The organism is Paenibacillus sp. WC2504 (genome assembly GCF_052682475.1).
Genome location: NZ_JBQZFH010000001.1, coordinates 435,462 through 453,024, shown reverse-complemented (window position 1 = coordinate 453,024; position 17,563 = coordinate 435,462). Strand labels below are relative to the sequence as shown.

The following is a 17,563-nucleotide window of genomic DNA, read 5'->3' as shown; positions in this document are numbered from 1 at the left end:
TTGCTCCTTTGTATTTAGTCTAGTCTTCTTTAATGGTCACTAAATCTTCGCCAAACAGTTGAATCGCTTCGGAGATCCACTCCTCTTTGGGTGGAGATCCTGGGCTGCCTTCCTCTGCCACAAGTTCTAGAACTTCAGGCGGACTGCTAGTCACATCACTCTTGGCGTCGTCCCACTCTTTGCGCATAACCGTAAGCAAGCGCATGGGTTTGCCGAATACTGAGCTGAGCACTTGCTCGATAATGAGTTTGTTCTCCGGTTTCTCTGTGGTGTTACGGTGCATTTCATTCTTGAACGCCACCAATACCACATCATCCAGCATCGAGACCAGATCACCATTCACAAACCAAGCATGGACAGTAATCTTCTTCTCTTTGACCAGACCCAGCACCTGACTCCATTTCATTAGAGCTGCCTTGGTTTCCGGACCTTCCGAAGCCTTCAAGTACCCATCAAGCTTAATTCCTGACTTCTTGGACGGCGCAGAGGCCACCGGCATTTTGGGAGCTGGTTTCGTTTCAACTGCCGCACCCGATACTCCCGATTTTACCAGTCCAGCTATCTGATCTTCAAGTTGTTTGAGCTTCTGGGACATTTGAGCAAAAAGATCGCCTTGCGGCATTCGGCTTCCCGAATCTGCCCCTGTGCTGACAGCCGTATGTCCTTCGCCGCTATGACCACCGCACATTTTCATAATCGAAATCTCGAGCAGGGTTTGGGGCTGGACAGAATACTTCATTTCACTCTGATAATGATTCAGTATTTCTATCATGCCCATCATTTCGTTTGGTGTAAAATGGCTGGCAATATCACTGAGCTCGCGCATATCAAACACGCGTTCTGTAATGACCGGCGAATTCGGCACCATACGAACCATGAGCAAATCACGGAAATAATTAATCAAATTCTCGATGCATTTGTCAGCGCTTTTGCCTTCTTGCATGAATGTATCGATTAGCTCTAGCGCGGCGCCAAGATCCTTGTCTTTGATACAAAGCACGAGCTTCTTAAATTGGTCGGATGCCACTCCGCCGGTAATGGACAATATGTCAGAGAGCTGCACTTCCCCTGTTGCAAAAGAGGTCGCTTGATCCAGAAGACTGAGCGCATCGCGCATCCCGCCATCGGACAATCTCGCAATATAATGGAGCGCTTCCTCGTTAATGGAAATCTGTTCCTGATCACAAATATATTTCAGCCGCTGCACCTGATCATCCATTGAAACACGTCGAAAGTCAAAGCGCTGACAGCGAGAAATAATCGTTGCCGGAATCTTATGCGGCTCCGTCGTCGCTAGTATGAACATCACATGGGCCGGCGGCTCTTCAAGTGTCTTAAGCAGTGCGTTGAAAGCCTCTGTAGTCAGCATGTGCACTTCATCGATGATATAGACCTTCTGTCTGACTTCGGTAGGAGCATACTTGACTTTATCCCGAATATCCCGAATTTCTTCAACACCGCGGTTTGAAGCGGCGTCAATCTCAACGACATCCATGACAGCGCCGTCTGTAATTCGTTCACAGGCAGAGCAAGCATTGCATGGCTCTTCCGCTGGACCGTTTAAGCAGTTAACTGCTTTGGCTAATATTTTGGCCGTACTTGTCTTCCCTGTTCCCCGTGGACCGTTGAACAAATAAGCATGGGTAAGGCGATTTTCTCGCAAAGAATTCTGCAGTGTCTGCGTGATATGTTTCTGTCCGACAACCTCACGAAACGTCTGAGACCTCCACGTTCGATATAGAGCAATATGTGCCATAGTGTTCCTCTCCATTAATCCCTGCGTGGAATGCTGAATCCATTATACTATATCGCAACAGGGGATGAAATAGAGGATCAAACATGGAATCCGGATCTGATGCGGATAGACAAAATAAAAAACGCCTCATAAGAAGGCGTCCAAGTTCAAAGTCATATGAAATTACATGGTAAACCGTGCACCTGTTATTGATAAAGTGATACAAGCGAACTCTTATCGTTGGCTCAAGTCAGGCAGCCCCTCGGCACATGAAACATCTCACTTACGGCTGCTTCCTTCCAGACCTGACCGGGTTCATGAGCATTCATTGCGAAGGACCCAACTCTCAACACCACGTGTAAGAGCCAGACCTCACATCACAGTACCGCTAACAGGAATTCAACCCCGCTACAGCGGATTGCGAGTTACAGGGCACCGCTACCTCCCCGTCTAGCACAGTAAAAATAGTATAGCTGATTCACCTGTAAATAGCAACTAAGGGGGAAAATATACCTGATCCCCTGGATTAACGTGACATTTTCACCGTTGTTTTGTATCGCGGCATATTGGTATCAAAAGCATTTTGTACTTGGGAGCGAAGCTCCTCAACCTGCGCCGCCGTCAAATTCGACTTTGCTTTTATTTTCACCCGAGCATTGGGTCCGTTGATGGCAATATTGGATTTCTCGATCCCCTGAAACTGTGCGAGCACATTTTTCATTAAGTTCGAATCATCCTCGTAGTGATGATACGTAGGATTCAGCGGGTCGTTTGGATTCACGTTGGTGATCCCCAAATACCCGTCACGCTTGTAATTTTGCGCTTTATAATTGCCCGTATCCGTCTGCGGCGGGTTTTTGTTACTCGAATTGATGCCGCACCCGGCCAAGCTCACGGTAAGCAGGATGGCAATGGTCAATCTTCGCATACCCTTGAACATAAAAACACCTCCCATTGGACTCTAAGTCTAAACTTAGGATGACCAAGGGAGGACGTCTTATGCTGATTGGCAGCAAAGTAATTGATACCAATTAGATTCCGTATTTCTTTTTGAACTTGTCGACACGGCCGCCTACATCGATAAACTTTTGTTTACCAGTGTAGAAAGGATGGCAATTAGAGCAAATCTCAACGCGAAGATTTTGCTTGATTGAACCCGTTTCGAACACATTACCACAAGCGCAAGTCACTGTGGTTGCATGATAAGTAGGATGAATACCTGCTTTCATGTTGGTTCACCTCTTTCCGCCCTGAATCATTTGCTGAATCAGAGTTAATGGACGTACTTAACGTACTTTTGCATTGTAGCATATTCGCAAGTTCGAATGCAATGGAAAAACGAGTGGAACCTCTACCTTAGAGAACCATTGTCGTATTTCTGTCGCTAGCGTAGAACTTTGGCGTATGCGAGTAGGATCCAAGTACAACATCCGGCAATTCCTGCTCGAAAATCTCAATCATTTGCTTCATTCCAAGCAGCTCACCCCGAGCCTTAGGGATAATCCCCAAATAACTTTCAGGGTCAATATTCAGGTTGCGCAATTGAATTAATTTTAATCCCGTTCTTCGCACGAATTCGATCATAGCCTCAATCTCTTCCTCCCGATCCGTTACCCCCGGGAAAACAAGATAATTGATGGAAGTGATGACACCTTTGTCCGTTGCGTAGCGAAGGGATTTTTCTACATTTTTCAGCGTATAAGCTCTAGGCTTGTAATAGGCATTGTAGTGATCATCCAAAGCACTGATTGTACTCACACGCATCAGGTCAAGCCCTGCGTCTACGATGCCGCGTATATGGTCTGTCAGCCCTGCATTCGTGTTGATGTTGATGTAGCCCATCTTCGTCTGCTCACGAACCTGCTTGATCGCCGGAATAATAAGCGCCGCTTGCGTGCTAGGCTCACCTTCACACCCTTGTCCGAAGGAAATAATGCTATCCGGCGTACGTAGATGCTCCAGCATGATCTGCGTTATTTCTTCGATCTGAGGCTTAAAATTCATACGCGTCTGTGGAGCCACAAAGCCGCTCTCATCCGGCTGTTCCGATATACACCCGAAGCATCCTGCGTTGCAGGAATAGGAGACCGGAACAGCGCCTTCCCAACGCTGCAGGAACGTATTCGAAGCGGTCAGGCACTCATAACCGAGTGCGCAGTTGGATAAGTGGGCGTACAAGCGGTTTTCCGGATACTTGGCCGTCAAGGTTTTGACTTGAGACTCCAGCTCCGTGACATCGCAATGAATCGGATTCCAGAAGTAGGGATTATCCGTTAGTCGAGCAGCTACATAGAAGGCTTCATCCTTCCATACAACAGCCGTATAACCGAACAGCGGCAGCGCCTTGGTCTTGTCGGATTTGACGTAACCGGGAAGCAGCAGGCGGGTAAACCCCTGCGGCAGCAGCGCACCCACAGCATGATAATCGCCTGGCACCAACTTCATATCGCCAGTCTCAGCATCTATGCCTACTGGCCGTGTAAAAGGAAGACTGACAAGCGTCGCCCCTTCGGGCAGCGGAATCAATTCGTCTTCCATAATTTCTGTTATCATTTCAGCATTTCGACCAAGCGCCAAAAAATCCGGATGGTCAAAAACGTTTCCTTGTGAGTCTGAATAAACCAAATTCATAACGGTACTCCTCTTTATGCGTTAACGCATCTTCCGCATCCTTAAGATGCTGAGTTTTTCACTTTCCCTTTGCTTGCCCCTGTTGAAGCGCCTGTCGATGGGGAAGCCAAAGAATCCAGGAACTCTTGATTGGTCTTCGTTTCGGCAAGTTTTTTGATGAAGGACTCGGTATATTCGTGCGAATCGTTCATGCCTTTGCGCAGCGCCCATACCTTCTCAAGTTCATCTTTGCTCAGCAGCGCCTCTTCGCGGCGCGTACCGGATCTGCGAATGTCGATAGCAGGGAAAATACGGCGTTCCGCCATTTTACGATCCAGATGCAGCTCAAGATTACCTGTCCCTTTAAATTCCTCATAGATGACGTCGTCCATACGTGAACCCGTCTCCACAAGTGCTGTAGCGAGAATTGTCAAGCTGCCGCCTTCTTCAATGTTACGGGCAGCCCCGAAGAAACGCTTCGGACGATGAAATGCGCCAGGATCGATACCACCGGATAGTGTCCGGCCTGTTGGCGGAACTACAAGGTTATAAGCCCTAGCCAAACGAGTGATGCTGTCCAACAAAATAACAACGTCTTTCTTATGTTCAACTAGACGCATAGCGCGTTCCAGGACTAATTCAGCAACTTTAATATGATTCTCAGGCAGCTCATCAAAAGTAGAAGCAACAACTTCTCCTTTCACAGAGCGCTGCATGTCCGTAACTTCCTCCGGACGCTCATCGATCAGCAGAACGAAAAGCTCAATGTCAGGGTAGTTCGTAGAAATACTGTTAGCTATTTCTTTGAGCAGCAACGTTTTACCTGCTTTGGGAGGCGCAACAATCAATCCACGCTGGCCTAAACCTACAGGCGCAAGCAAATCCATGATACGCATGGAAACTTTGTTAGGTTCTGTTTCAAGCGTAATACGCGTATCTGGATAGAGTGGCGTCAAGGCAGGGAAATGAAGCCGCTCGGCAGCCGTTTCCGGTTTCTCGCCATTAACTGCTTCAACCTGAAGAAGCCCGAAATAGCGCTCATTCTCCTTAGGAGGACGGCATTTGCCTGATACAATATCCCCGGAGCGCAAATCAAATTTGCGAATCTGGGACGCAGAAATGTAAATATCTTCTGAGCTTGGAAGATAGTTAATGGGACGCAAGAAACCAAAGCCCTCTTGAAGAATTTCGAGGACACCTTGCATAAACATTAGACCACTTTCAGCAGCTTGTGCACGTAAAATTGCAAAGATGAGTTCTTTTTTCTTCAGCGTACCGTAGTATGGAATCTGATGTTTCTTAGCTAGTTTATATAATTCAGTAAGCTTGAGTACTTCAAGCTCAGCAAGCTGCATGCTCATGTTTCAACCACCAAACTATTAAATTTTCAATTGGATTCTAGCATTGCCTGTTGTCTGGAACTTTATTCCTTACTCTTCGCTCTCGCGCCAAACCTCGGCACCTAGTGAAGATAAATTGAAGACTAAGTTCTCATACCCTCGGTCAATAAACTCAACGCCGGACACCTCGGTGATACCGCCTGTTCTTACGCTAAGACCGGCAAGCACAAGGGATGCTCCTGCTCGCAAATCCGTTGCCCGAACCTTCGCCGAGCTAAGCTCAGATCCTTCGATAATGGCGGAGCGTCCCTCAACTTTCATCTTAGCTCCCATCCGCACGAGCTCAGGAATGTGCTTGAACCGATTGCTGTAAACATGATCCGTTAGTATACTAACTCCTCTAGCTTGGCACAATAGGCTTGCCATTGGAGATTGCAAATCTGTTGCAAACCCTGGGTAAATTAATGCTTTTACATCGACGCTAGAGTACTCAGGCTGACCTACTACACGAATGGATTCATCCATCTCGTAGATATGTACACCCATTTCTTGAAGTTTCGCTGTTAATGCTTCCATATGTTTAGGAATGACGTTATCTACGGTAACATCGCCGCGCGTAGCAGCTGCAGCAATCATATACGTTCCCGCTTGAATCCGGTCAGGAATGATGGAATGGCGGCAGCCATGCATCTCCGTTACCCCTTCGATCCGAATGGTATCGGTACCAGCACCCTTGATTCTTGCACCCATCGAGTTCAACAATGTAGCTACATCTATAATTTCAGGCTCTTTCGCCGCATTTTCAATAATTGTATTTCCTTTTGCACGTGAAGCCGCCAACATAATGTTGATCGTCGCCCCTACGCTCGCCATATCCAAATAAATCTTAGCTCCACGCAGCTCTTTGGCCCGAATTCTTAATGCGCCATTCTCATTGCTTACTTCAGCCCCTAAAGCCTCAAAGCCTTTGATATGCAGATCGATTGGACGTGGTTCAAAATTGCATCCGCCCGGCAAACCGATATTCGCTTCCCCGAACCTTCCGAGCAGCGCTCCCATCAAATAATAGGAAGCTCTTAACTTCTTAACTTTTCCATTAGGCATTGGAAGAGACTTCATTCTGCTAGGATCGATCGTCATCCGATCTTCGTTCCAGTCGATGGTAGCTCCTAAATCCGTCAAAATTTCTGTATATGTAGCCACATCGCTTAAATGCGGCAGATTATCCAACGTTACCGGCGTTTCAGCAAGAATCGCAGCTGGAATAAGTGCAACCGCACTATTCTTAGCTCCGCTAATTTGAACAGTCCCTCGTAGTGGACGTCCCCCGACCACCATTAATTTCTCCAACATGATTCTCCCCCTAAATCCAGGTGCCTTCCTGTAACGCAAACTTCTCAACCTAAACGCCAATTGCAACCAAAATTGTATCACAATCTATTGAAATGAACATGAACAAATAAAAGGAAATAAGAACATCAATAACAAAAACGCTTACAGTCCTAGTAACAACTGAAGACAAAAAATAGAAGAAGGAAACGCCCGCAAGCATGCAAACGGCGGACATTTCGCATCCTCCGTTTGCGTCTTGCGGCATTTCCCACTGCATCTATACAATTAAAATTAAGCTTGGTTGCTGCTTCCGAACAATTGAATTTTGGATTTTACAACTTCGACCATTGCGTTACGAGCTGGGGTTAGATATTTACGAGGATCATAAATTTTTGCGTCCTTGTTCAGAACTGCGCGGATCGTATCTGTGCATGCTACTTGGTTCTCAGTGTTAACATTGATTTTACCAACGCCTGCAGCGATCGATTTACGAATCATTTCGTCAGGAACACCGGAACCGCCGTGTAATACAACAGGAACTGGGATCGCTTTGGAAACTTGCTCGATAATGTCAAAATGGATGTTAGGCTCGCCAGCGTACATACCATGTGCTGTACCTACTGCGATTGCCAAACAGTCAACGCCAGTCTCTTCGTAGAAGCGGATAGCTTCTTCAGGTTTTGCAAGGTTAGCGTGCTCTTCGTCTACCGAGATGTCATCCTCAACACCACCGATTGTTCCAAGCTCACCTTCAACGGATACGCCCATTGCACGAGCCGCTTTAACAACTTCTTTCGTCAAACGGATGTTTTCTTCGAAAGAATAGTGTGAACCGTCAAACATAACGGAGCTGAATCCTGCGCGGATACATTTCATTGCTACTTCAAAGGAACTGCCGTGATCCAAGTGCAAAGCGATCGGCAGACCGGATTTTTTGGCTGCAGCTTCAGCAATTGCTACTGTAAATTCGATACCCATATATTTCAGTGCGCCTTCGCTAACACCGTAAATGAAAGGGGATTTCAGTTCCATTGCAGCTTCCACAATCGCTTGAGCAAACTCAAGGTTGTTCATGTTAAATTGACCCACCGCGAATTTGTTCGCTTTTGCTTTAGGTAAAAACTCATTCATTGAAACCAATGCCATGTTTCTCTTCCTCCTAGAACCTTTTTGTAGTTTTGCGTAGACCGCTCTTGTCATACCTGAGTTATTATAGCACATATACTTTCAAATGATAACCAAGCCCTCGCTTCTCAGCCACAAAAAAAGACCCTATGACTAGGATCCCACGGCAAAACCACTACTTGACTCGTTATTTAACTGCATATTAACCGCCATACGCAACTCATCAATGTCAAACGGCTTCGTGAAATGCATGATGGCACCCAAATCCGTCGCTTCTTTAATCATATCCAGCTCACCATACGCTGTCATCATGATTACTTTGATCGAGGCATCAATAGCTTTCACATGCTTGAGAATATCTAGGCCATCCATCCCGGGAATTTTCATGTCCAGTAATAGTAGGTCCGGCGAAGAATTTTTGACGATTTCTAAAGCCAATTTACCATTAGAGGCTTGATAAGTATCGTATCCTTCATTGCTGAAAACCTCCATTAGCAGTACGCGAATTCCATTTTGATCATCGACAATCAGTACCTTTTTCTTCATCAGCCTAGTTCCCTCCCGAAAACGAATAACAAATCCCCTGCACTTCACAGATACATAACGTATTCGCTATTCATTTCCGTTTTCCTTCACGAGAGAGAACCAAATTGAAAACTTTTACAAATAAGTTGTTTTACAGGAGGTAGTTCACATAGCGAGTTAGCTACGTGCAATTCCTTGAGCTGCCTTCACGAATTCACGGAATAGAGGCTGCGGACGGTTCGGACGGGAAGTGAACTCCGGATGGAACTGTACCGCCAAGAACCAAGGGTGACCTGGAAGCTCTACCATTTCGACCAAACGACCGTCCGGGGACGTACCGGAAATGCGCAAGCCAGCGGATTCGATCAACTCGCGGTATTCATTGTTGAACTCATACCGGTGACGGTGTCTCTCGTAAACAAGTTCATCATTGTAGCATTTCTCCGCCAATGAACCTGGAACAATTTTGCATGGATAGAGACCAAGACGCATAGTACCGCCCAAATTCTCAATATCCTTCTGTTCTGGCAGAAGATCGATAACCGGATAAGCCGTAGTCGGATTAATCTCGGAGGAGTTCGCTCCATCCAAGCCTGAAACAGAACGCGCATACTCAATAACAGCAACCTGCATACCCAAGCAAATGCCGAAGAAAGGTATTTTCTTCTCGCGGGCATAACGAATAGCAGATACTTTGCCTTCAATACCACGATCGCCGAAACCGCCTGGCACCAAGATACCCTGCACGCCGGAAAGCAGATCATCCACGTTGTGGTCATAAATTTCTTCTGCATTTACCCAACGAATGTTGATCTCGGAGTCGTTATCAATGCCGGCATGTCCAAGCGCTTCAACAATGCTCAAATAAGCATCATGCAGAGCAACATATTTTCCGACAATGGCGATCTCTGTCTTTTTCGTCAAGGATTTAACTTTACGAACGAGACTTTCCCACTCGGTCATGTCCGGTTCATTCGTTTTGAGCTTCAAGTGATTAACGACATAATCGTCAAGTCCTTGTTCGCGAAGCATCATTGGCACTTCGTAAAGTGTTTCTGCATCTTTACACTCGATTACAGCCGCTGGATCAATGTCACAGAATAGGGCAAGCTTACGCTTCATATCTTCTGTCAAAGAATGTTCGGTACGGCAAACAATAACGTGAGGCTGAATGCCTAAGCCGCGCAGTTCTTTCACACTGTGCTGTGTCGGTTTTGTTTTTACTTCACCTGCAGCTTTAATATAAGGAATCAGCGTAACGTGAATATACATCACATTCTCGCGGCCGATATCATTTTTCATTTGACGGATTGCTTCTAAGAAAGGAAGGCTCTCGATATCGCCAACGGTTCCGCCGATTTCGGTAATGACAACGTCGGATTGAGCCTCACGGCCCGCTCGCAATACGCGATCTTTAATTTCATTCGTAATGTGAGGAATAACCTGTACTGTACCTCCGAGATATTCCCCTCTACGCTCTTTGGTAATAACGGAGGAGTACACCTTGCCTGAAGTCACGTTCGAGCTTTTGGACAGATTGATATCAATGAAACGTTCATAATGGCCTAAGTCCAAATCCGTTTCAGCCCCGTCATCAGTTACGAAAACTTCACCGTGCTGGTAAGGACTCATTGTCCCTGGATCCACGTTAATATACGGATCAAACTTTTGAATCGTAACTTTCAGACCTCTGTTCTTCAGCAATCTTCCTAAGGAAGCTGCAGTAATTCCTTTGCCAAGGGATGAAACTACGCCCCCCGTAACGAAAATGTATTTTGTCACTATGTACGCCTCCTAATAGTTTTTTAGTTGAAAATTGCAACGTACGCATACGTTTAGTAGTGCCAGATCACCGGCCTGTGTCTTTCTATGCAAAAAGCTTACACCGTAAGCATTCGCTATCGTTGTCGTGGTGCCACTGCCTCAGATTTAGTGTCTACTAAATGAGGGTTTTCATGAAAATCTGGTGAAAAAAACAGCCTGAAAACAAAAAAAAGTGACACCCGTGAGTAGACGGGGCACTTTTTGAACGCTTGCGCGATTTGTTAAGATTCTTTTAAAGCCCATGCAATAGTTTACTCTGAACGGGCGGCGGCTGTCAAGACAAGTTATTTGTCGTCGTCATCCTCTTCATCCAGATCGGAATCATCCTCATCCAAATCGGATTCTTCGTCCAGATCGTCTTCATCCTCGTCGTCGGACTCCTCGATACCTTCTTCGCCAAGATCCTCTTCGATCTCTTCATCCTCAAAGAATTCGGTATCTTCTTCCGCTTCTTCCTCTTCGGATTCCGTACCAAACGCATCGTACTCGTCTTCCTCTGCGTATGTATCTTCTTCCTCAGCATAGATGTCTTCATCCAGATCGTCGTCTTCATCATTGATGATTCTTGGACGCTTCGCGTTACCAACCGCATCATCTGATTTCTCGACAGGGTACCAACGCTTCAAGCCCCATAGATTCGTACCTACGCAAGCAAAACGTCCATCGATGTTGATTTCCGTATATAGTTGGGCAATCACTTGCATAACGTGCTGCTCGGATAACCCTTTAATTTTTGCAATTTCTGCCATCAAGTCACGGTAATAAAACGGCGTATTCGCCGATTTCAATAATTCAAACGCCAAATCCACCATCGGCATTTCGCGTGCTTGTTCTGTGGTGATTTTGAGTGTGTATTCGCTACTCATCTAAGGCACATCCCTTTCGACCGTCTTCTTCACTTCTTCTATCTACCTTATCCAATATCTTCATTAAGTAAAACCTATTTTTTCTAAAATTGCAACTACCCGCAAAAAACCTTTCGGACAAGCCCCCCGAAAATGAATACAAGCGAAGGTCCCCCTCCGCTTGCGACTGTATCCTAAGGAAGCGGTATGAGCGAGTCACAGCCGTTTCCAGTACCTGAGGAAGAGACACTCCTGCTCGCGCCTCTCTATTTATCCTATGTAAAACCAGCACATCTGACACGGCTTCGCACCCATTTATTTCTATAAAGGCTATCACACGGTCAGAAGGGGTGACCTGTACATAGGATAGGGGAGACTCGATTATAAGCTGTCATGGGGGGATGGCACGTATGGATATAGCCACCTTTCTTCATTCGCTTCATGAGGAAATCGGACTCACCAAGCAATCCGGAAAGAAGCATTTGATCCGTTTCTCATCAGCCAAGGACTACTACGCATGCAAATCCGAGCTGAAGCGAATGAGATCCCGTCTGGCCAACCTGTCCAAGGTTCGCACGCTCGACATCATCCATGCCTTCTCCTGCACGCTCCGTTCCGACTCGAAACTCAAGCAGTTGACAGGCAATCCGGTCATTGAAGAAGATACCAAAATTACCGTTCACCAATCAGTTGGAAGCAGAACCCTCATCAAACGTGCAACCACGCTATCTGGCTTCGGCTCCCACACCATCCCCTGGGGCGTTGATCAAATTGGCGCACCTGAAGTTTGGAGCAAGTCGCTAGGCCAAAACATCCATGTAGGCGTCATCGACACAGGCATCGACTACAATCACCCGGACTTACGAAATTCAATCTCACGGGGAATCAATTTATTAAATCGCAGCATGCTCCCCTATGATGATAATGGCCATGGCACGCACATTGCAGGCACCATTGCGGCGACTGGCCGCAATTCGGGAATCATTGGCGTCGCGCCCAGATCGATTATTCATCCTGTTAAGGCATTTGACCACAGTGGAAGCGCTTATGTCTCAGACATTATTGCCGGAATCGACTGGTGCGTAAACAATGATCTCGATATTATCAACATGAGCTTCGGCATGAAGTCGTACAACCGTGCGCTGGAGCAGGCTGTTTTGAACGCGTATTACAGAGGAAAAGTCATTGTCGCTTCGTCCGGTAATGATGGCAAAAGGAAAACGATTGATTATCCCGCTCGCTTCTCCCAGGTCGTTTCCGTTGGAGCCACAACTCGGCTAGGCCGCATAGCTCCCTTCAGCAATCGCGGCAAACAAATTGACATCTATGCACCAGGTGAACGAGTTTACTCGTCCTGGCTGCACGGCAAATACAATGAGCTTAGCGGCACATCCATGGCCACCGCTCACGTCAGCGGCGTTATCGCGTTAATGCTGGCCATCAAGCCCTTGTCCCCGCAGCAGATCAAAACCGCGCTGCGCCGCTGCGCGCTCGGCATTAACAAGCGCGAAAGCACACGCTGGCAGCCAGGGCACCTGAATGCCAGGCGGGCTTTGCGTGCTGCGAGGCAGATCAAAGACTCGCAATGAAAAAAGGAGTTAAGCGGCTCATGGCTGCTTAACTCCTTTTTGGTGGGAGCGGCGACTTACATCCGCTCCGGTGCGGACACGCCGACTACGCGAAGCGTGTTGGCGAGGGTCGTGCGCAGTGCGCCTAGCAAGGCAAGGCGCGCTTGCGTCAAGGCCACGTCTTCCGTGATGACGTAGTGGCCTCTGTAATAGCTATGGAACTGGCTTGCCAGTTCGTAAACATAGCGAATCATCCGATGCGGCGCGTACTGCTCCGCCGCGATCGCGATCTCTTCCGGAAGCTCGCCGATCTTGCGCAGCAAGTCGAACTCCGCTTCCGAGGAAAGCTGAGCAAGGTCAACTTGCTCCAGCGGGAGCACCGCGATGCCTTGCTCCTCCGCCTGGCGGAAGATGGAGCAAATCCGTGCATGTGCGTACTGCACATAGTAAACCGGGTTCTCATTGGACTGAGATACCGCTAAGTCCATGTCAAAGTCCAGATGCGAGTCCATGCTGCGCATTGCGAAGAAATAACGGATCGGGTCGACGCCGACCTCGTCCATGAGATCCTCCATCGTGACCGCTTTGCCGGTACGTTTGGACATCTTGACCTTTTCCCCGTTTTGGAAAAGGCTCACCATTTGCGCGATCAGCACAATAAGTCGATCCGCCTCGAAGCCCAGCGCCGTCATGGCCGCTTTCATCCGCGGGATGTAGCCGTGGTGGTCGGCGCCCCAAATGTTAATCAAGCGCTCAAAGCCGCGCCCGAACTTATTGCGGTGGTAGGCGATGTCCGGCGTCAGGTACGTGAAGGAGCCGTCATTTTTGATCAAAACGCGGTTCTTGTCGTCACCCAGCGGTGTCGTATTCAACCAAGTAGCGCCTTCTTCTTCATAGATATGTCCATTGTCACGCAGTTCTTGTAGAACGGGTGGAATCAGGTTATCTTCATAAATCGACGTCTCGGAGAACCAGTTGTCGAAACGTACACCAAAACGGCCTAAGTCGCGTTTGATTTTGTCGAGTTCTTTTTTCAAGCCATACGTACGGAAAAAAGCACGGCGCTCATCATCCGGCAAGCTCAGCAGGCGATCTCCTTCTTCTGCGGCAAGATCTGCCGCAAAGCCTTTGATATCTTCCCCGAAGTAGCCGTCCTCCGGCATTTCGGCATCTTGTCCAAGCGCTTGCAAATAGCGGGCTTCGATGGATTTGGCCAGATTTACGACTTGGTTCCCCGCATCGTTAATGTAGTACTCCCGGGATACGTCATACCCCGCAAGATCCAGCACGTTACACAGCACATCCCCTACAGCTGCGCCGCGGGCATGTCCGAGATGCAAAGAACCTGTCGGATTGGCGCTGACAAACTCCACTTGTACTTTCAGCCCTTGGCCCACGTTTCTTGCCCCGTAACGCTCACCCTGAGCGAGTACGTCGGCGATAACCGGATAAAGGTAAACTTTGTTCATTTTAAAATTAATAAAGCCCGGTCCGGCAATCTCTGCTTCCGCGATATTCGCTTTATCTTTCTGCAGATTCGCAATGATCTGCTCGGCGATTTGTCTTGGATTTTGCTTGGCAATACGGGTCAACTGCATCGCAATGTTCGTTGCGAAATCCCCGTGTGTTTTCTCCTTCGGAACTTCCAGAATGATTTCCGGCAGCTGCGCGGCATCCACAATGCCAGCAGCGGCAACGGCATCTGCTATAGCTTGTTTCACGATGACTTTGACTTCGTTTAATACGTCCATTCTTCTTACTCCTCCTGAATTAACAACTTAATCCTGTATGTACCCGCATGCGTGCCGGATGCATATAAATCGTATTTCCATCGCGTGATTCCGATGCCCTGTTCCGCTTCGCTTGTCAGCTCGTGCGTCTCGATTTCGAGTTCCAGGCGACCTTGCGGCGTATGATAAAATCCGAGTCGTTTCTCGCCAGGCACAAACGTTTGCTCCGCTTGCACATCACCTTGGCGGACGATCCGGATCTGATTCTCTTCCAGCTTAATAAGCGTCACCGTTCGTCCAAGTTCGCTGCGTTCTTCTTCATAGCGGATGTAGGTGTGATTGCCTTTGCGGTACAGGTCTCCCCGCGCCTTCTGCACAGTTGTCTCGCTCCCGCTCCGGCTCTCAATGCGAATGCGCACACGCGCTTTATCCGTCATGATTCGTCATTCTCCTATTCTGCAGGTCCTCTTTGCACCTTATGTCAAGATAAGGCAAGTTAGGTATTAGTTTATATGAAAGGTTCGACGAATTCAATGTATCACTGCGATCAGCGTTCAGGAATGATGTCGAAGCCAGCTCTTTCCTCATGCCAAAAAGCCTCAAATCTCACGAATGCGTGAAATCTGAGGCTTTCCTTGGCGGGCTTTGTAGTTGTTAAATGGCTGGAATCGGCCTACCGATGCTTTCCCACTGCTCTTTAGCAGGACCATAGGCTCCGATGACAGGTACGCCTGCTTGGCGCATCAAAATCGTGAGCTGTCCACGGTGGTGGATTTCATGCTTAAGGAATGCGAACAGCGTTTCGCCGATGGTCCACTGCTGGCCGAACATGTTCACGACGTCCTGCATTTTTGCGTCTGTTAACTGTGTGCGTGCGGCTTCCAGGATCCCGGCTGTTGTTGAGCGGTAAGCATCCGCTACGGTTGCAGCCTCTGATGGCGGGTTGCTGGCGGCAGAAGGTGCATCGAATTTGAGCCCGGCTGCGAGCAGCATACCGCGGTCATTGTGCACCAAGTGCCACGCGATGAAACCTAGCGGCCTATAGCCTTCAGCCTGCGGCTGTTGCAAGGAGGCGTCAGTTAAGGCGTCGAGCAGTTGCTGCGTTGTAGCGGATTCGCGTTGGTATTCGTTAATAAAGCTATCTACGGTAGTGAACATAGGAATTACCTCCATGGTTTGTGTGATTTAATACTTCATGTAATCAGTATAGTGGAGTGTGACTGACAACAGTATGGCAGTGTTGTGGAGCTGGAAGAATTATTTTAGGAGGTTCGTTGGGGAGTCGACCACGGTGCTTAGTCGGCTCCTGCGAGCACTACCTGCTGGCTAACGGACTGAGGGGACTCTATTCGCTGCTTTTGGGACAAATTTAGCTTTTAACGGACTCACGTGCCGCTATTGGCAATGATATTGCCTAGATTAGCGACAAAACCACTAAATAACGGCTCCTCAGTCCGATAGCACCTCAAATCCGCTGAATTCCGCAGAATAACGGCTCCTGAGTCCGTTACAGAACTGTGGCTACTTGGGAGGGCTGACGGGTGAGCTGCTATTGGTGGGTCTCATGCTACTTTGACTAGTTGGCTTCTACTGGTGGGTCTCGTGGCACTTAATTAGCTGGCTTCTACTGGTGGGTCTCGTGGCACTTAATTAGCTGGCTTCTACTGGTGGGTTCCATGGTACTTAACTAGCTTGCTCTTTTGGTGGATTTTTGTGACTTCGATCGCCAGTTTCGACCTGCGAGCACTTCCTGTTGGGGTTGGGGTTGCACTTGCACTTGTACATGCACTCGCGACCAAGGTCGAGCCCAGCCGAGCGACACCACAAACAAAAAAGCCGCCTCCCTCTCACAAGGGCTGACGGCCTTTTCATTTATTTAATCAAATCTTCAACAAATTTAGGCAACACGAATGCTGCTTTGTGTAGGCGTGCTGTATAGTACTTCGTCGGGAATTCCGGAATGGAAGCTTCCTCGACTTGAAGAGGGTCATGCTTTTTGCTGCCCATTGTGAAGGTCCAGAGACCGCTTGGGTACGTAGGGATATTCGCGCTGTATACGCGTACGATCGGGAAGATTTCTTTAACGTCACGGTTAACGGTTTGGATCAGATCTGCTTTGAACCAAGGGTTGTCCGTTTGTGCAACGAAGATTCCGTCTTCTTTTAACGCATCATAAATGCCTTGGTAGAAACCTTTGGTGAACAGTTCAACCGCTGGGCCAACCGGCTCTGTGGAATCGACCATGATAACGTCGTATGTATTTTTGTGATCATGAATGTGCATGTAGCCATCGTTTACGATCACTTCAACGCGCGGGTTGTCCAATTCGCCGGCAATGGTCGGCAGGTACTTTTTGGAGTACTCGATTACTTTACCGTCGATGTCGACCAGAACGGCTTTTTTCACTTTCGGGTGCTTCATGATCTCACGGATTACGCCACCGTCGCCGCCGCCCACAACAAGGACGTTCTCAGGGTTCGGGTGAGTCACAAGTGCAGGATGAGCAACCATTTCATGGTATACGAACTCGTCTCTTACAGTTGTCATGACCATGCCGTCCAGGGTAAGCATCGTTCCCCACTCTTCGGTTTCGATCATCGACAGATCTTGGAAATCTGTTTGCTCTCTTACGTAAGTCTCTTTTACTTTCGCTGTAATGCCGAAGCTGTCCGTCTGTTTCTCTGTGTACCACAAATCCATGTTCATACCTTCTTTCGCTTCTATATTGGATGAATAATTACTGACATTCGTTATCTCTAACAGTGTTCCACCGGCCCAAAATGTCATGCAAGGTCGGCTAAAATTTCCCGTCCCTTCACACGCACAAATTGTATTATAGTTCATTACCCCCAAATTGCAATAATTTCCTAGGTCTTTTCCCCAATTCACAAAAAATATTTACAATTTATTGAATATGGAAACCCATGCT

The 17,563-nt window shown here is 47.8% G+C and carries 15 protein-coding genes and 1 other RNA gene; 1 reads left to right on the top strand and 15 read right to left on the bottom strand.

Annotated features, from left to right (window positions below; genetic code table 11):
- Window positions 1-19: 19 nt before the first annotated feature.
- The 11 genes from dnaX to rpoE all read right to left on the bottom strand — a co-directional run bounded on the left by dnaX (window position 20) and on the right by rpoE (window position 11,357).
- Complete coding sequence (dnaX, locus tag ACUN27_RS02035) at window positions 20-1,756, bottom strand: DNA polymerase III subunit gamma/tau (RefSeq protein WP_315954578.1); 1,737 nt, start codon at window positions 1,754-1,756, stop codon at window positions 20-22.
- Window positions 1,757-1,930: 174 nt separating this feature from the next.
- An RNA gene (gene ffs / locus ACUN27_RS02030) (signal recognition particle sRNA large type) lies at window positions 1,931-2,194 on the bottom strand.
- A 67-nt stretch (window positions 2,195-2,261) separates the two neighbouring features.
- Window positions 2,262-2,675, bottom strand: a complete 414-nt coding sequence (locus tag ACUN27_RS02025; protein ID WP_315954577.1) for a hypothetical protein — start codon at window positions 2,673-2,675, stop codon at window positions 2,262-2,264.
- A gap of 91 nt (window positions 2,676-2,766) precedes the next feature.
- Window positions 2,767-2,964, bottom strand: a complete 198-nt coding sequence (rpmE, locus tag ACUN27_RS02020; protein ID WP_029197218.1) for a 50S ribosomal protein L31 — start codon at window positions 2,962-2,964, stop codon at window positions 2,767-2,769.
- A 127-nt stretch (window positions 2,965-3,091) separates the two neighbouring features.
- Entirely contained in the window at window positions 3,092-4,366 is a 1,275-nt protein-coding gene (locus ACUN27_RS02015; RefSeq protein ID WP_315954576.1) for a radical SAM protein, read from the bottom strand.
- A gap of 41 nt (window positions 4,367-4,407) precedes the next feature.
- Window positions 4,408-5,706 (bottom strand): transcription termination factor Rho, encoded by a 1,299-nt coding sequence (rho, locus tag ACUN27_RS02010; RefSeq protein ID WP_315954575.1) that lies wholly within the window; start codon window positions 5,704-5,706, stop codon window positions 4,408-4,410.
- Window positions 5,707-5,775: 69 nt separating this feature from the next.
- Window positions 5,776-7,035, bottom strand: a complete 1,260-nt coding sequence (locus tag ACUN27_RS02005) for a UDP-N-acetylglucosamine 1-carboxyvinyltransferase (RefSeq protein WP_127457668.1) — start codon at window positions 7,033-7,035, stop codon at window positions 5,776-5,778.
- A gap of 273 nt (window positions 7,036-7,308) precedes the next feature.
- Complete coding sequence (gene fba, locus ACUN27_RS02000) at window positions 7,309-8,163, bottom strand: class II fructose-1,6-bisphosphate aldolase (RefSeq protein WP_127457626.1); 855 nt, start codon at window positions 8,161-8,163, stop codon at window positions 7,309-7,311.
- Window positions 8,164-8,295: 132 nt separating this feature from the next.
- On the bottom strand, window positions 8,296-8,688 hold the full coding sequence (locus ACUN27_RS01995) for a response regulator (RefSeq protein ID WP_079418635.1): 393 nt from the start codon (window positions 8,686-8,688) through the stop codon (window positions 8,296-8,298).
- A 156-nt stretch (window positions 8,689-8,844) separates the two neighbouring features.
- Window positions 8,845-10,449, bottom strand: a complete 1,605-nt coding sequence (locus ACUN27_RS01990; protein WP_181646500.1) for a CTP synthase — start codon at window positions 10,447-10,449, stop codon at window positions 8,845-8,847.
- 326 nt (window positions 10,450-10,775) lie between these two features.
- Complete coding sequence (gene rpoE / locus ACUN27_RS01985; protein WP_326062240.1) at window positions 10,776-11,357, bottom strand: DNA-directed RNA polymerase subunit delta; 582 nt, start codon at window positions 11,355-11,357, stop codon at window positions 10,776-10,778.
- A 389-nt stretch (window positions 11,358-11,746) separates the two neighbouring features.
- On the opposite strand from rpoE, the gene ACUN27_RS01980 reads away from it, so the two are divergent.
- Window positions 11,747-12,925 (top strand): S8 family peptidase, encoded by a 1,179-nt coding sequence (locus ACUN27_RS01980; protein ID WP_315954573.1) that lies wholly within the window; start codon window positions 11,747-11,749, stop codon window positions 12,923-12,925.
- A 56-nt stretch (window positions 12,926-12,981) separates the two neighbouring features.
- Here ACUN27_RS01980 and argS read toward each other — a convergent pair whose 3' ends face one another.
- The 4 genes from argS to speE form a co-directional block, all read right to left on the bottom strand.
- Window positions 12,982-14,655 carry an arginine--tRNA ligase gene (gene argS, locus ACUN27_RS01975; RefSeq protein ID WP_315954572.1) on the bottom strand — a complete coding sequence of 558 codons (1,674 nt, stop codon included), beginning with the start codon at window positions 14,653-14,655 and terminating at the stop codon, window positions 12,982-12,984.
- Between the two features lie 5 nt (window positions 14,656-14,660).
- Window positions 14,661-15,071: a DUF1934 domain-containing protein gene (locus tag ACUN27_RS01970; RefSeq protein ID WP_127457631.1), complete on the bottom strand. Its 411-nt coding sequence runs from the start codon at window positions 15,069-15,071 to the stop codon at window positions 14,661-14,663.
- 217 nt (window positions 15,072-15,288) lie between these two features.
- The gene (locus ACUN27_RS01965; RefSeq protein ID WP_445558315.1) at window positions 15,289-15,792 is read right to left on the bottom strand and encodes a DinB family protein; all 504 of its coding nucleotides are present in this window, start codon (window positions 15,790-15,792) and stop codon (window positions 15,289-15,291) included.
- Window positions 15,793-16,506: 714 nt separating this feature from the next.
- Window positions 16,507-17,334, bottom strand: a complete 828-nt coding sequence (gene speE / locus ACUN27_RS01960) for a polyamine aminopropyltransferase (protein WP_315954590.1) — start codon at window positions 17,332-17,334, stop codon at window positions 16,507-16,509.
- Window positions 17,335-17,563: the final 229 nt, after the last annotated feature.

What these genes read in the sequence shown, in the direction of transcription:
- ACUN27_RS01995 (WP_079418635.1), bottom strand. Translation starts at nt 8,688, where the DNA reads ATGAAGAAAAAGGTACTGATTGTCGATGATCAAAATGGAATTCGCGTA.
- argS (WP_315954572.1), bottom strand. Translation starts at nt 14,655, where the DNA reads ATGGACGTATTAAACGAAGTCAAAGTCATCGTGAAACAAGCTATAGCA.
- ACUN27_RS01965 (WP_445558315.1), bottom strand. Translation starts at nt 15,792, where the DNA reads ATGTTCACTACCGTAGATAGCTTTATTAACGAATACCAACGCGAATCC.
- dnaX (WP_315954578.1), bottom strand. Translation starts at nt 1,756, where the DNA reads ATGGCACATATTGCTCTATATCGAACGTGGAGGTCTCAGACGTTTCGT.
- rpmE (WP_029197218.1), bottom strand. Translation starts at nt 2,964, where the DNA reads ATGAAAGCAGGTATTCATCCTACTTATCATGCAACCACAGTGACTTGC.
- speE (WP_315954590.1), bottom strand. Translation starts at nt 17,334, where the DNA reads ATGGATTTGTGGTACACAGAGAAACAGACGGACAGCTTCGGCATTACA.
- fba (WP_127457626.1), bottom strand. Translation starts at nt 8,163, where the DNA reads ATGGCATTGGTTTCAATGAATGAGTTTTTACCTAAAGCAAAAGCGAAC.
- ACUN27_RS01970 (WP_127457631.1), bottom strand. Translation starts at nt 15,071, where the DNA reads ATGACGGATAAAGCGCGTGTGCGCATTCGCATTGAGAGCCGGAGCGGG.
- rho (WP_315954575.1), bottom strand. Translation starts at nt 5,706, where the DNA reads ATGAGCATGCAGCTTGCTGAGCTTGAAGTACTCAAGCTTACTGAATTA.
- ACUN27_RS02015 (WP_315954576.1), bottom strand. Translation starts at nt 4,366, where the DNA reads ATGAATTTGGTTTATTCAGACTCACAAGGAAACGTTTTTGACCATCCG.
- rpoE (WP_326062240.1), bottom strand. Translation starts at nt 11,357, where the DNA reads ATGAGTAGCGAATACACACTCAAAATCACCACAGAACAAGCACGCGAA.
- ACUN27_RS01980 (WP_315954573.1), top strand. Translation starts at nt 11,747, where the DNA reads ATGGATATAGCCACCTTTCTTCATTCGCTTCATGAGGAAATCGGACTC.
- ACUN27_RS02025 (WP_315954577.1), bottom strand. Translation starts at nt 2,675, where the DNA reads ATGTTCAAGGGTATGCGAAGATTGACCATTGCCATCCTGCTTACCGTG.